Source organism: Acinetobacter sp. 1124_18A (genome assembly GCF_052824995.1).
In genome coordinates this window covers 47,628-61,474 of sequence record NZ_VTDF01000010.1, presented here as the reverse complement: position 1 = coordinate 61,474, position 13,847 = coordinate 47,628, and the positions used below count along the sequence as shown (strand labels likewise).

Here is a 13,847-nt window from a genome sequence, read left to right as displayed (position 1 = left end):
AAATTTTGGAACTTCATGATAGTGCATTATTCATTAAAGAAACGACTGATCTGGGGCACCTCAATTTTCAGTGTTGTCTTAGGTTGTATATTAATTTTTAGTGCCTATAAAGTTGCACTTCAAGAAGTTGATGAAATTTTAGATACTCAAATGCAGTATTTAGCAGAGCGAACAGCTGAGTATCCTTTAAGGACAGTAAGTAGTAAGTTCGATTTACATAGAACTTATCATGAAGAAGATTTGTTTTTAGATATTTGGGCCTATAAAGATCAGGCTCATTTATCTCACCGTTTACATCTGCTGGTTGCACCTGTTACCCAAGCTGGTTTCTACTCGCATAAAACTAGTCAAGGCGTAGTAAGAACTTATATTTTACCTTTAAAAGATTACCAGATTCAGGTCAGTCAACAAGAACGAGTTCGTGAAGCTTTTGCTTGGGAGCTCGCAGGAAGTATGTTTATTCCGTATTTAATTATTTTGCCATTTGCGATTTTTGCTTTAGCTGCAATTATTGGTCGAGGCCTAAAGCCGATAGATGACTTTAAAAATGAGTTGAAGGAACGCGATTCGGAAGAATTAACACCCATTGAAGTTTTAGACTATCCTCAAGAATTATTGCCGACCATTGATGAAATGAACCGTCTGTTTGAGCGTATTTCTAAAGCTCAAAATGAGCAAAAACAATTTATTGCAGATGCTGCTCATGAACTTCGGACTCCTGTCACAGCTTTAAATTTACAAACCAAAATTTTAATCAGTCAATTTCCTGAGCATGAAGCGCTGCAAAACTTAAGTAAAGGATTAGCGCGTATTCAGCATTTGGTTACACAGCTTTTGGCTTTGGCTAAGCAAGATGTGTCTTTAAGTGTGATTGAACCGACCAGAACTTTTCAACTCAATGATGTCGCTTTAAATTGTGTTGAACAGCTTGTTAATTTAGCTATGCAAAAAGATATTGATCTAGGATTTGTCCGCAATGAACCTATTGAAATGCATAGTGTTGAGCCAACAGTACACTCAATTATTTTTAACCTAATTGATAACGCAATTAAATACACGCCTCATGAAGGAATGATTAATATTTCAGTCTTTAGTGCCACAGATGGCGAAGCGTGTATACAAATTGAAGATAGCGGTGCAGGGATTGACCCTGAAAATTATGATAAGGTTTTAAAGCGTTTTTATCGTGTACACCACCACCTTGAAGTGGGCAGTGGCTTAGGTTTATCAATTGTTGACCGAGCGACTCAGCGTTTAGGCGGAACTTTGACACTAGATCGAAGCTTAGAACTTGGCGGACTTTGTGTTTTAGTTAAACTGCCTAAAGCTCTACATATTCATGAAGCAAGAACTTGATTTAAACAAGTTCTTGCTTGATTCGTTTTTCAAACTCAAAGCGGTGAATACAAATTTTATAAAATAAGATATTCACTGCCCAAACGACCCAGCCAGTCCATAAATTGTGGCTAAGGAAATGGGCGCCACGCATCATTTGTCCCCAGCCCATCAGAAAGCCTAAGATAATGCCCGCGATGAGATAAAAATAAGCACGTTTTGGTTGCTCAAGGCGATAAACAAAAAAGCCTGTCATTAAAATAAAGCCTGCACTTGCATGACCACCTGGAAAACAATGACCATGTGTAGCGGTAAAATCCCATACATAAGTTAAAGCAGTCGGATGAACCATATTCCAAGGGCAAGCGTGAGCAGATTGTGATTTTAATAAGCCAACTACACCGCTACCAATCATGCTGACAAAAAACATATAGCCATATTGCCAGCGATAAAGTTTCAATTTTTCGACTTTAAATGACGCAATCCACAGAAATAAAAAGATCACATAAACGGTAGTAATAATTTGTTTTACGATTTCATGATTAACCCTTACAAGGTACCAATTGTCCCGATTAAAAAAATGACCTGTTGAATCCATCCAAGGCTGGATGAAATACATATCAATTTTCCCACCCACGGGAAATATAAATAAAAGTATAAAAAAACTAAGGGCAAGAAAAATAAGCTGAAGTTGGAAAAATTGTTTTTGTTGATTCATTGCCGTGCAACATCAATTTGAGTGTGAGTTGAGGGCATTACATAAAATAAAACTTAAATTGATCTTAAACTAAACAAAAATTAATGTTGAAATAAAGTTAAGACTTAAAAATAATATTTATAATTCATAGCTATATATTATTTTTTTAATTAATTTGGGTGAGCAAAGACTTTAAAACGTAATGATAAGCAGGATATTTTGATCCTGCTTATTAATTGTTGAGTTAAAACATACCTTCTTCAGAGTTTGCAGAAATTTTATGAATAGATAAATCTGCACCTCTAAACTCATCTTCTTGAGATAAACGAATGCCAATAGTTGCTTTGAGTAGGCCATAAACAATAAAGCCACCAGCGAGCGCAATAGCAATCGCAAGTACTGTACCAATGAGCTGTGAGGCAAAAGATACACCGCCTAAACCACCAAGCCATTTTTGACCAAATAAACCCACTGCAATACCACCAAATGCGCCGCATACGCCGTGTAAAGGCCATACACCCAACACATCATCAACTTTGAGCTTGTTTTGTGTGTAGGTAAATAGGTATACGAACATTGCACCGGCTGCACCACCAATAACAAGCGCACTGACCGGATGAACAATGTCAGAACCCGCACAGATTGCAACTAAACCCGCAAGTGGGCCGTTGTGTAAGAAACCAGGGTCATTTTTCCCAATCGCATTTGCTGTAATGGTTCCGCCGACCATAGCCATGAGTGAGTTAATGGCAACTAGACCAGAAATTGCATCAACACGTTGCGCGCTCATCACGTTAAAGCCAAACCAACCTACAATTAAAATCCATGAACCGAGCGCTAAAAATGGAATAGAAGATGGCGGATGAGCACTTACACGACCATCTTTCTTATAACGACCAGAACGGGCACCCAATAAAATCACGGCAGCAAGGGCAATCCAACCACCCATAGCATGCACCACGACTGAACCTGCAAAGTCGTGAAAAGCTGCACCAAAAGTTGCTTCTAACCATTTTTGCAGACCGTAGTTACCATTCCAGACCATGCCTTCGAAAAATGGATAAACCAGCGCAACTAAAGCGAGTGTTGCAATTGCTTGTGAACGCATTTTTGCACGTTCGGCAATACCACCCGAAATAATGGCAGGAATTGCAGCAGCAAAAGTGAGTAAAAAGAAACAACGCATAAGGTTGTAGCCATGATCACTTGATAAAACAGTACCATCATGGAAGAAATGTTGGCCATAAGAAATATAGTAGCCAACAAAGAAATATGCGATTGCAGAGAGGGCAAAGTCAGTCAGAATTTTACTTAGTGCGTTCACCTGATTTTTATGGCGAACCGTACCAAGTTCCAAGAATGCAAAACCTGCGTGCATGGCAAGAACCAAAACAGCACCAAGTAATAAGAAAAATAGATCTACATTTTGCATAGCATGCTCGAAAAAAGTGCTAAATTCCATTTTGGAACAAATCTGGGTCTGTAAATTGCACCAAAATAGATTTAAGGAATCTAAAAACCTAAGTTTGTCGAAACAAACTCAATTGCATAAAAGTGAATATGCAATAAGCGCACCAATTTAGATTGGATAATGGGATTTTGACGACAAATGGTGCAGCGAATTGCTCGAGATAAGAGCAATACTCATGCTTTTATGTTAACAATCAACTAATGTGCTTGTAAATTGACCTAAAAAAGTTCGTTATTAAAATTTAAAAGAGTTGTTTGTATTTGAACTAATGATTCGACCAAACTTCTTGAGCCACTTCAATGAATGCTTTCACAGCCGGACTCATGTGCTTTTTATTTTTCACCGCGAGTCCAATAGAACGCTTAAGGTTCGGTTTAAAAGGGCGTTTGACTACATTGGGATAGAGCGAGAGTAACTCTTTAGTAATTACCATATCCGACACAATCGAAACCCCCAACTGATTATGCACCATGCTAACGATGCTTAGAATTTGTGAAACATAAAATTTAATGTCTGGTTTCACATTAAAGTTTTTTAAAATTAATTCGACCTGATGTCTACTGCCTGCCATTGTCATGATGAAAGGGCAGTTTTCTAGTTGTGCTGGATCAATATAGAGTTGTTGTGCGAGCGGGTAACCATTTGGAATTAGGGCAACAAAACGGTCTTCGATTAAAGGGAATGTATCAAAACGCTCATCTGGCATAATTAAAAAACCGACTTCTATACGCCGTTCCAATAACCACTGAGCCACTTCTTTATCCTCACCTTCATCAATATAAATTTCGATTTTAGGATAGCGCTGCCGAAAGCTTTCTAAAATTTCAGGCAATAGATAAATGGATGATGAAGCCCCAAAAGATCCGATATGTAATGTGCCTTCATTTAATCCATGGATCGCAGCCACTTCTTTTTCTAATGTGTTGGAAATACTCAATAGCTCTTTTACATGAGTGAGTAACTGCTGGCCTGTTGTAGTCAGTTCAATATCACTTTGAGTTCTTGAAATGAGGTTAATGCCCCATTGTTGTTCTAATGATTTAAGCGCATGAGAAACTGCCGACTGTGAAATTCCCAGCTTTTCTGCTGTAGCAGTAAAGCTTTTTAGTTCAGCAATAAGTGCGAAAATTTCAAGCTGGGTAAATGTCATATTGTACTTATTATGAGTAAAAGCTCATTTTATCATGAGTTTTCATTATCTTTAATATATGAGTAAGCCAAAGGAATTGCCAAAAAATAGCAAGCCCTTCAACCAAACTTGAGTAAAGAAATGAATAGCATTGTTTTATCTCTTTTTCCCTTAGTTGCATTAATTGCTTCGGGATACCTGTTTAAAAAATATCGTTTTTTTAGCGATGAGTTTTGGGCTGGGGCAGAGAAGCTCAATTACTATATTTTATTTCCCGCTTTGCTTTTTAGTACGTTGTCGACCGCGAAAATTGACTTACAAAGTTTGAGTACAGCCATTATTGCTATGTTGATTGTGGTTTTAGCAGTCACCATGTTCTTGTACATACTTCGCGTGTTTTGGCACATACCACCTGCACGTTTTGGTGTGCACGTACAAAGTATGGTTCGCTTTAATACCTATATTGGTCTGGCGTTAGTGACTTCGCTTTTTAAAAGTGAAGGAATGGCAATACTGGCAATTTTATTGGCGCTTTGCATTCCGCTTGTGAACGTTATTTCGGTGCTTGCTTTAACCTCTAAAGAACACATGGCAATTAAACCTGTTTTGATTGCACTCCTTAAAAACCCGTTAATTGCATCGTGTGTGGTGGGAGCGGCAGTCAATGCACTTCACATCCCGATTTGGGAAGGCTTTTCTAGCTTTATTAAGCTTTTTTCAGCATCGAGCTTGCCACTGGGTCTGTTATGTGTGGGTGCAGCTTTACAGTTTATGCAAATTAAAAAAGATATTGTCGTGTTGGCGGCAGACACTTTTGCACGACTTTTGGCAGTGCCTGCTTTAGCCTATGTGGTCTGCATGTGGTTTGGTTTACCAAGCTTACAAACACAAATTTTAGTTATTTTCTTTGCGCTACCGACTGCTTCCGCATCATACATTTTAACTAAGGTTTTGGGTGGGGATAGTCAACTCATGGCAGCCGTGATTAGCTTTCAGACTTTATGTGCTGCCGTGACTTTACCAGTGGTGATTTGGTGGATCTCCTAAGATGTAAACATTTAGGTAATACACGTTCTATTTTCTAAAAATTAATAGGCTGATTCTTATTTAAAGAATGCTTTGCTACCTTCCTCATCTGATTATTGCTACACTTTTTTCTTTTTCAGGTGGATGAGTATGTCCTTTGATCTTAAAGTCAGCTTGCAGCAAAGGTCTGAACCATCTGCACAGCAGAAAAAACTTAATCGCCTGATTGATAAAATAGAGCAGCAAAAAGTTAGCCTTAGCATATGGCAAAATGCGCAAGCTGAGATTCAACAACACATTCGGCAAAAACTGATGCCTGTGTATAGCGATTTACATGGCGTCTTATTTCAGCAGTTAGATCAACTTTGGAATATGTTGCATAGCCACGAGTTTTCCAAAGCGGATATGCAACAACTAGATGAAAAAATTGCCCAGCTCGCTCAAATTTTGAAGCGCTCCAAACAGCTATCTGAAGAACAGTTGGAGTTAGTGAAGCAGATCGATACCTTTTATCAGCAACATGCGGGGGAATCGGCAAAAAAGACTAAAAAAGCTCAGTCAATAAAATTTGAATATGAAGAAAGTACTGATCAAAGTGCAGAATTTGATGAAGACTTTGAACAATATGTTGCTGAGCAACAACAAGCGCGAGAACAAGCCAAACAGCAAAGACAGCAACAGAAACGAGAACAAGCCGAGCAGATGGCAGCTCAGTCACTTAAAACGGTTTATTTAAAAATTGCCGCGATGATTCACCCAGACCGTGAGCAAGATGAAACAAAGAAACAGGAAAAAACTGAGTTGTTCCAACACGCAAGTCAGGCCTATGAAAAGCAGGATTTGTTTTATTTACTCAAACTTCAGTTACAGCTTGAACAGAATAAAGGGGCAGGTGCTAAAGAATTATCTGCCGAGCAATTGAGGTTTTATAAACTGGCTTTAGATGCACAAAGTCAGCAGCTTGAAAGTCAAATAGCTGAGATTTTAGATTCTTTTCAGTTAGCCAAGAATGTGAAAGCAGAGCATGTACATATTAGCGATGTTTATAAAGCCATAGATGCCGACTGTGCTGAGTTAAAGCAGCAGGTGAAGTGGGAAAAGGAGCGGTTAAAGCATATGAAAAAGGTGAGTGGGGTGGAAATGTTGTTGGGGCATGGGGTTTTGTAAATTTCGCGTTTACTCTCTCCTGAAAGAAGAGAGTAATTGAGAATTAATTTAGTTCTGTAGTTTGATTATTTTCCACCTCATTAGATTGTTCATCAGAATCTAATTTTTTATTAGCAATCCCGAATGGAATATGTACCGAAGCAATACTATTCGCAGTTTTTTCGACATGAGTAACTTGATCGTCAAAGAAAATATGTGGTTTTAAAATTTCTAAAACTTTTCTTTTCTCAATTCCGCCTAAGAAAAATGCTTCATTTACTGTATCAATACCCCATGAGCGCAATGAGTTTATGACCCTTTTATGGGCAGGAGCATTTCTTGCTGTAACGATAGAAATTCGTAAACGGCTATTATATGTTGGATTTTCTAATTGATATTTAAGCTCTGCATTTTGTAGAGTAGAAAGCTCTTTGAGTAGTTTATATAATGGACCTATATTAGCAGGTTGACTAGCAAGTTTATTTTCATTTTCTATAAATGCATTTAGGCCACCTTTTTTATAGACTTGTTCTGATGAATCATCGGCAATTACTCCATCAAAGTCGAAAGCAATACGCAATTCTTCATCATGATCTATATCGAATATCTGCCCTTTTAATATCAAGCCTGCTGGATAACCTGCGGTAATTGCTTGGTTGACATCTATTTCATTTGCAGACAAAAACAAACTGATATTAAGTGCATCAATATATTTGTAAGGTGTTCTTCCTTGTAAAAAGATAGCCCTTTTTATATCTAAACCATAATACTCAATAGAATTCATGACCCGTAAACCCGTGTTAGGATCATTACGTGATAATAAAATTACTTCCACAAATGGTTTATCTGCTGGGAAAATATCATTAATACTTAATAGACGTTGAATAAAAGGAAACGCAACACCCATCTCTAAAGGAGTAGTTTCATTTTTACTTTGATATTTACGATAAGCTAATTCACCTTTCTTTCGGAAAACTTTATCTGATTTCTCTAAATTAAACAAAGCACTTGAAGCTAGGCCAATTACTAATTTTTGGTCTAAATTATATCCACTCATTAAATTTACTTTATTATTTCATTTAAATTAACGAATTATATATTAAAAACAAAAGGGCTGAATAATCAGCCCTTTATATTACAGATTAAATTTTGAACTTTAACGATTAAAGCGCAGCAATTTGCTCCATGTTTGCTTTAACTTTCTCTAACTGAGCAGCAAACTCAGCAAGCTTTGCTTTTTCACCCTCAACAACTGCTGCTGGTGCTTTAGACACAAAGCCTTCATTTGCAAGTTTGCCCGCAATTTGGTCGTGTTGCTTTTGAATTTTATCCAAATCTTTTTGCAAACGAGCAAGCTCAGCTTTAGGGTCAATTAAGCCTTTCATTGGTACAAATACCGATGCATGACTTACAACGCTAGAGCAAGACAAAGGTGGCTCTTGGTCTTTATTCAAGAATTCAATACTTTCAACTTTAGCTAATGCTTTGAACAACGCTTCAATACGAATAATTTGTTCACGTTCAGCGTCAGATGTGTTTTGAAGTAATACTGGCAACAAGCGTGCATTACCTAAGCCTAACTCACCACGAATGTTACGTACCGCACCGATCAAACCTTGAAGCCATTGCATATCTGCTTCAGCTTGTTCATTGATTTTTGCTTGCTCAGGAATAGGGTATTGAGCAGTCATAATCGTTGGGCCACCTTGGCCAAGCATCGGTGCAAGAGTCTGCCAGATTTCTTCTGTCAAATAAGGCATTAACGGATGAGCCAAACGCAATGAAGCTTCCATCACTGCAAGTAATACACGGCGTACTTCAGCTTTACGCTCTTCTGCAACTTCTGCATCGTTCAGAACTGGTTTTGTTAACTCAACATACCAGTCACAGTATTCATTCCAAATAAAGTCATAAATCGCTTGAGCAGCAAGGTCTAAACGATACGTTGCAAACGCTTGGTGTACGGCAGCTTCTGCTTTTTGCAGACGGCTCATAATCCACTGTTCTGGAAGTTCCCAAAGATCAGGGCGTACTTCTTGACCAACAGTTTGACCTTCAACATTCATTAGAACGAAACGAGTCGCGTTCCAGATTTTGTTACAGAAGTTACGGTAGCCTTCAACACGTTTTAAGTCGAACTTGATGTCACGACCAGTGTTTGCAAGCGCACAGAACGTGAAACGAACTGCGTCAGTACCGTAAGCATTAATACCTTCTGGGAACTCTTTGCGCGTTGATTTTTCAATCTTCGCTGCATCTTTCGGGTTCATCAGACCAGTCGTACGTTTTGCAACTAAGCTTTCTAAATCAATACCGTCAATCAAGTCTAATGGGTCAAGTACGTTACCTTTAGACTTAGACATTTTTTGACCTTCACCATCACGTACCAAGCCGTGAACGTAAACAGTCTTGAATGGTACTTGCGATGAACCATCTTCATTTTTCATGAAGTGCAGGGTCATCATGATCATACGGGCAACCCAGAAGAAAATGATGTCAAAACCAGTCACCAACACATCTGTTGGGTGGAAGGTTTTAAGGAAATCATTTACTTCATCTTGCTTCGCATCGCCAGTCCAACCTAAGGTTGAGAATGTCCAAAGCGCAGAAGAGAACCATGTATCAAGAACGTCTTCGTCTTGTTTAAGTTCAACGTCAGCAGCGATGTTATTTTTCGCGCGTACTTCTTCTTCGTTACGACCAACATAGATGTTGCCATTCGCATCATACCAAGCTGGAATACGATGACCCCACCAAAGCTGACGTGAAATACACCAGTCTTGAATGTCACGCATCCACGCCATGTACATGTTGCTGTACTGTTCTGGAACAAACTTAATACGGCCATCTTGAACTGCTTCAATTGCAGGTTCAGCAAGCGGAGCAATTTTTACATACCATTGGTCAGTCAATAATGGCTCGATGATCACGCCTGAACGGTCGCCACGTGGCGCTTTTAAGTCATACGGTTGGATTTGATCTAACCAGCCTTCAGCTTCAGCTTGAGCAACTAATTTTTTACGTGCTGCGAAGCGTTCTAAACCAGCATATTCCGCAGGTGCAGTAATGGTTTTAGAAATTTGTTCGCCAGCTTTGGCAATATATTCAAACTCACCTAAAACCTCGGCGTTTTTGTTGAAGATATTAATGATTGGCAAGCTATTACGTTTACCTAGGTCATAGTCATTGAAGTCGTGAGCAGGCGTAATTTTTACACAGCCAGTACCGAAGTCTTTTTCAACGTAGTCGTCTGCAACGATCGGAATTAAACGACCAGTAATTGGCAATACAATGTTTTTACCAACAAGGTGTGCATAACGCTCATCTTCAGGATGAACAGCAACCGCAGTATCGCCCAGTAACGTTTCAGGACGAGTCGTTGCAACTACTAAATAGTCTTTGCCATCTTGAGTTTTAACTGATTTGTCTTCAAAGAAATATTTAAAGTGCCAAAGTGAGCCTTTTTCTTCTTTGCTTTCTACTTCAAGGTCAGAAAGAGCTGTTTGAAGTTTAGGATCCCAGTTTACAAGGCGCTTACCACGGTAAATTAGACCGTCTTCGTGCAAACGAACGAATACTTCTTTAACTGCGTTTGATAAACCTTCATCCATCGTGAAGCGTTCACGTGACCAGTCTACCGAAGAACCTAAGCGACGAATTTGTTTTGTAATCGTGCCGCCTGATTGTTCTTTCCATTCCCAAACTTTTTCGATGAACTTATCACGGCCCAAGTCATGACGAGTCACACCTTGTAAGCCAAGTTGACGCTCAACAACCATTTGAGTTGCAATACCAGCGTGGTCAGTACCCGGTTGCCACAAAGTGTTTTTACCCATCATACGGTTATAACGGGTGAGGGCATCCATAATGGCATTGTTAAAGCCATGGCCCATGTGCAAGCTACCTGTGACGTTTGGTGGCGGAATCATGATACAGAATGATTCACCGTGACCAGAAGGTTTGAAGTAACCTTGTTCTTCCCACGTTTGGTACCACTTCTTTTCGATCTCGGTTGGATCGTATGTGGTCGCAATATTTTGAGCGGTTTGAGCGTCAGTCATAGTAGCTTAGATCGAATATGCATAAAAAATTGCACCTATTGTAGCAAAAAAATGCCTCGAAATTAATGTGCTGAAAACAGATAAACGGTTTTGTATTTTTTTCAAAAAACGGTAGATTTATGAAAGATGGATCACAATTTAATCGTGTAGACACACGGCACAAAAATTACAAACGAATTGAAAAAGGATGTTGCTCATGAGTTATGAAGTTTTTTTGAAAATTTCCGATTCAACTTATACCCAATTCGAGACCATTCGGCAGAAACTGCATGATGGGGTAAGCCAAAGTCAGGCAAAACCCTTAGGCGATGTACTCTCTGATCTTTCTTGTGAAATTATTGAACAGGTTTTTTCTGTACTTTTACAGTCAGGGAATACAACCATGTCCCCAAAACAGCAAGCTGAGTCTGAAAAAGTAGTTCAGCAAGTTCTAGAAACTTTTCGAAAATACATGCCTTGGTCAGTTTCATTCTTTGGAAATGAGCGTCTTTTACCTTTAGTTGACTACATGACATCTCTGATGAAAGAACAGGGGCAACAAGTTTATATTACCTATCCCGTTACCCTGCAACTCGTACAACAAGCCGAAACTCTGACTCAGCAAATTCGTGATGGGAATATGCAGAGTGTTGCAGCTGCTTTTGAAACCTTAATACAAATTGTAGATTTAGGCGTAACAAGCCTAGTACGTGAGCCTAAAAAGCGTTTAAAATTTAATTTAGTTGTCGATAAAACTCTTAACGGAGTGATCAACATGACGACGCATTTGGGCTATAAACGTTTGGAAAAGTTAGGTACACAGGTCGATCAGACCACAGCAACTCATTATATCAACCACTTTTTGGCCTTCATGCAACAAGCAGCATAATTTAAAATGATAATAGGAACATAAAGCATGGCCAAACTTGATACTTTGCAAAATAAAGTGGTATGGATTACGGGAGCATCTTCTGGTCTGGGTAAGGCCTTAGCAGGTGAGTTGGCTTTGCAGGGGGCCGAAGTGATTTTGACCTCGCGTCGTTTTGAAGAATTAGAAGAGGTTCGGGTTGGTTTGTTAAACCCAGAGCATCATTTGTCGGTGGTTGCAGATATTACTGATGAAAAACAAGTTAAAGCAGCTTACCAGCAAATTTTAAAAGCTAAAGGGCGAATTGACTGGCTCATCAATAATGCAGGCTTAAGCCAACGCGCTTTAATTGAAGATACAACAATGGCAACCGAACGGGCCATTATGGAAGTCGACTATTTCTCTCAAGTGGCATTAACCAAAACTGTGCTGCCGACCATGCTAAAACAAAAGTCTGGCCGAGTTGTATTTGTGTCGAGTGTGGCGGGTTTATTAGGCACTCAGTACCGTGCAAGCTACTCAGCGGCTAAAGCTGCAATTCACATGTGGGCCAACAGTTTACGTGCCGAGGTCTCCGATCAAGGTGTTGAAGTTTCCGTTATTTTCCCAGGCTTTGTAAAAACAAATGTGTCTTTTAATGCGTTAAATGGTGCTGGACAACCTCAAGGTCATCAGGATGAGGCTATCGAGAATGGTTTAGAAGCAGATGTATTTGCTCAGCAATCAGTTAAAGCCTTAATGCATGGTCAAGAATATATTGTTATTGGGGGAACCAAAGAAAAACTAGGCGTTATGGTTTCTCGGATGTCACCAAAACTTCTCTATAAAATGATTCGGAAAACAAAAGTAAAATAAAAAAGTGATTTCGCCGTGCTAAATTGATGGAAAACCCGCATAGAAGGTTCACCATGGATCAAGATTATCACCGTATTTTAGACGTCATTACGCGTTTTCAATTGGTCTTTGACCAGAAAAATTGGGACGCTTTTGATGAGTTATTGGCAGATCAACTTGAGGTGGACTATTTCCAGTTTAGGGGAGAACCTTTATGTGTTGTGTCTTGCCATGAATATAAAGGTTCTCGGCAGCAAGCGCTGTCGCATTTACGGCTACAGCACAATTTGAGTAATCCTTTGATTCGGATTGAACAAGATCAAGCATGGTTAGAATGTAATTATCAAATTTACCGTTTTTCGGAAAATGATTATTTTCATTCATTTGGTCGTTATTATTTTACTTTGGCAAAACAACAAGAGAGTTGGAAAATTACTGGAATTTGCCAACACTTAACTAAAAATATTGGCAATCCGCGCATTCATTTTTCTGCTATGGGGCAGTGCTAATCTTTTACAGCTGTACCGTATGCAAATACTTCGACCATTCCGCCCTGCATCCCAAGTTCGGTTGTACTTAGCCGAACTCCCATAATATGGTTAGCTCCTGCGGTGTGTGCTTGTTGTTTTAAACGAACAATCGCCTCACGGCGAGCACGCTCAACCACACTCTCATAACTGGTGAGTTGACCACCCAAAACATTCTTAATAGATGCCAATACATATTTAAAGTAGTCATGAGAAATTACCACATTACTACTAATAAAATGGCCTAGCTCATTACTCGTCGAAAAACGATTGGTATCAATTCTGATATGGGCAAATTGCTGTTCTTTTTCTAGAAGTTCTTTCAAATGTTTTCGTTCAATATGGCGGCCAAAACCCCAACCAATACTGAAAAGAATTAGAAAAATAACAAGCTGAAAAATAAGATTTTCCATTTTCTACCTATTCACTAAATGGATCTGGTAGATGGGTTGCTTGAGGTTGAACAACCACAGCCGTGCCATATACAAATAATTCAGAAGCACCTTGGGCAATATTTGAAGTTGAAAAACGAATACCAACAATTGCATTCGCACCAAGTTGCTGAGCTTTGGCAATCATCCGATCCATGGCTTCTTTGCGAGATTCTTCTAATAATTCGGTATAACCCGTAAGTTCACCACCGACAATATTTTTTAAACTCGCCATCAAGTCACGGCCAACATGTTTACTACGGACTGTACTTCCATAAACAACATCAAGCTGTTTTAAAATCTGGTGGCCCGGAACACTTTCTAAATTACTTAGTAACATTGT

At 39.1% G+C, this 13,847-nt stretch carries 12 protein-coding genes and 1 pseudogene; 6 read left to right on the top strand and 7 right to left on the bottom strand.

The annotated features are described in order from the left end of the window. Positions 1 to 21 precede the first annotated feature (21 nt). The gene (locus FY048_RS16615; protein WP_446091900.1) at positions 22 to 1,356 is read left to right on the top strand and encodes an ATP-binding protein; all 1,335 of its coding nucleotides are present in this window, start codon (positions 22 to 24) and stop codon (positions 1,354 to 1,356) included. A 1-nt stretch (position 1,357) separates the two neighbouring features. Here the strand turns inward: FY048_RS16615 and FY048_RS16610 are convergent. The 3 genes and pseudogenes from FY048_RS16610 to FY048_RS16600 form a co-directional block, all read right to left on the bottom strand. Further along, positions 1,358 to 2,066: pseudogene (locus tag FY048_RS16610) on the bottom strand (phosphatase PAP2 family protein). Between the two features lie 210 nt (positions 2,067 to 2,276). Next, entirely contained in the window at positions 2,277 to 3,464 is a 1,188-nt protein-coding gene (locus FY048_RS16605) for an ammonium transporter (RefSeq protein WP_440202896.1), read from the bottom strand. A 304-nt stretch (positions 3,465 to 3,768) separates the two neighbouring features. Next, positions 3,769 to 4,653, bottom strand: a complete 885-nt coding sequence (locus FY048_RS16600) for a LysR family transcriptional regulator (RefSeq protein WP_250375220.1) — start codon at positions 4,651 to 4,653, stop codon at positions 3,769 to 3,771. A gap of 120 nt (positions 4,654 to 4,773) precedes the next feature. Between FY048_RS16600 and FY048_RS16595 the strand changes: the two genes are divergently transcribed. After that, positions 4,774 to 5,679: an AEC family transporter gene (locus FY048_RS16595; protein ID WP_446091859.1), complete on the top strand. Its 906-nt coding sequence runs from the start codon at positions 4,774 to 4,776 to the stop codon at positions 5,677 to 5,679. A 129-nt stretch (positions 5,680 to 5,808) separates the two neighbouring features. Then, entirely contained in the window at positions 5,809 to 6,825 is a 1,017-nt protein-coding gene (locus tag FY048_RS16590) for a molecular chaperone DnaJ (RefSeq protein ID WP_446091858.1), read from the top strand. Positions 6,826 to 6,868: 43 nt separating this feature from the next. On the opposite strand, the gene FY048_RS16585 is transcribed toward FY048_RS16590, so the two are convergent. Together FY048_RS16585 and FY048_RS16580 are read right to left on the bottom strand one after the other, a co-directional pair. Further along, the gene (locus tag FY048_RS16585) at positions 6,869 to 7,861 is read right to left on the bottom strand and encodes a 5'-nucleotidase (protein ID WP_446091857.1); all 993 of its coding nucleotides are present in this window, start codon (positions 7,859 to 7,861) and stop codon (positions 6,869 to 6,871) included. A gap of 106 nt (positions 7,862 to 7,967) precedes the next feature. Then, positions 7,968 to 10,865 carry a valine--tRNA ligase gene (locus FY048_RS16580; RefSeq protein ID WP_446091856.1) on the bottom strand — a complete coding sequence of 966 codons (2,898 nt, stop codon included), beginning with the start codon at positions 10,863 to 10,865 and terminating at the stop codon, positions 7,968 to 7,970. Between the two features lie 196 nt (positions 10,866 to 11,061). On the opposite strand from FY048_RS16580, the gene FY048_RS16575 reads away from it, so the two are divergent. The 3 genes from FY048_RS16575 to FY048_RS16565 are packed head-to-tail and all read left to right on the top strand — an operon-like array spanning position 11,062 to position 13,055. Continuing rightward, a complete protein-coding gene (locus FY048_RS16575) occupies positions 11,062 to 11,733 on the top strand; it encodes a hypothetical protein (protein ID WP_446091855.1) in 672 nt (223 codons plus the stop codon). Between the two features lie 27 nt (positions 11,734 to 11,760). Further along, positions 11,761 to 12,567: an SDR family NAD(P)-dependent oxidoreductase gene (locus FY048_RS16570; RefSeq protein ID WP_446091854.1), complete on the top strand. Its 807-nt coding sequence runs from the start codon at positions 11,761 to 11,763 to the stop codon at positions 12,565 to 12,567. Positions 12,568 to 12,620: 53 nt separating this feature from the next. Next, positions 12,621 to 13,055, top strand: coding sequence for a nuclear transport factor 2 family protein (locus FY048_RS16565; RefSeq protein WP_004789364.1), 435 nt, complete (start codon positions 12,621 to 12,623; stop codon positions 13,053 to 13,055). On the opposite strand, the gene FY048_RS16560 is transcribed toward FY048_RS16565, so the two are convergent. Together FY048_RS16560 and FY048_RS16555 are read right to left on the bottom strand one after the other, a co-directional pair. Then, complete coding sequence (locus tag FY048_RS16560) at positions 13,052 to 13,486, bottom strand: YbjQ family protein (protein ID WP_446091853.1); 435 nt, start codon at positions 13,484 to 13,486, stop codon at positions 13,052 to 13,054. The genes FY048_RS16565 and FY048_RS16560 overlap by 4 nt on opposite strands. Positions 13,487 to 13,493: 7 nt before the next feature. Next, entirely contained in the window at positions 13,494 to 13,844 is a 351-nt protein-coding gene (locus FY048_RS16555) for a YbjQ family protein (protein WP_446091852.1), read from the bottom strand. Between the last annotated feature and the right edge of the window lie 3 nt (positions 13,845 to 13,847).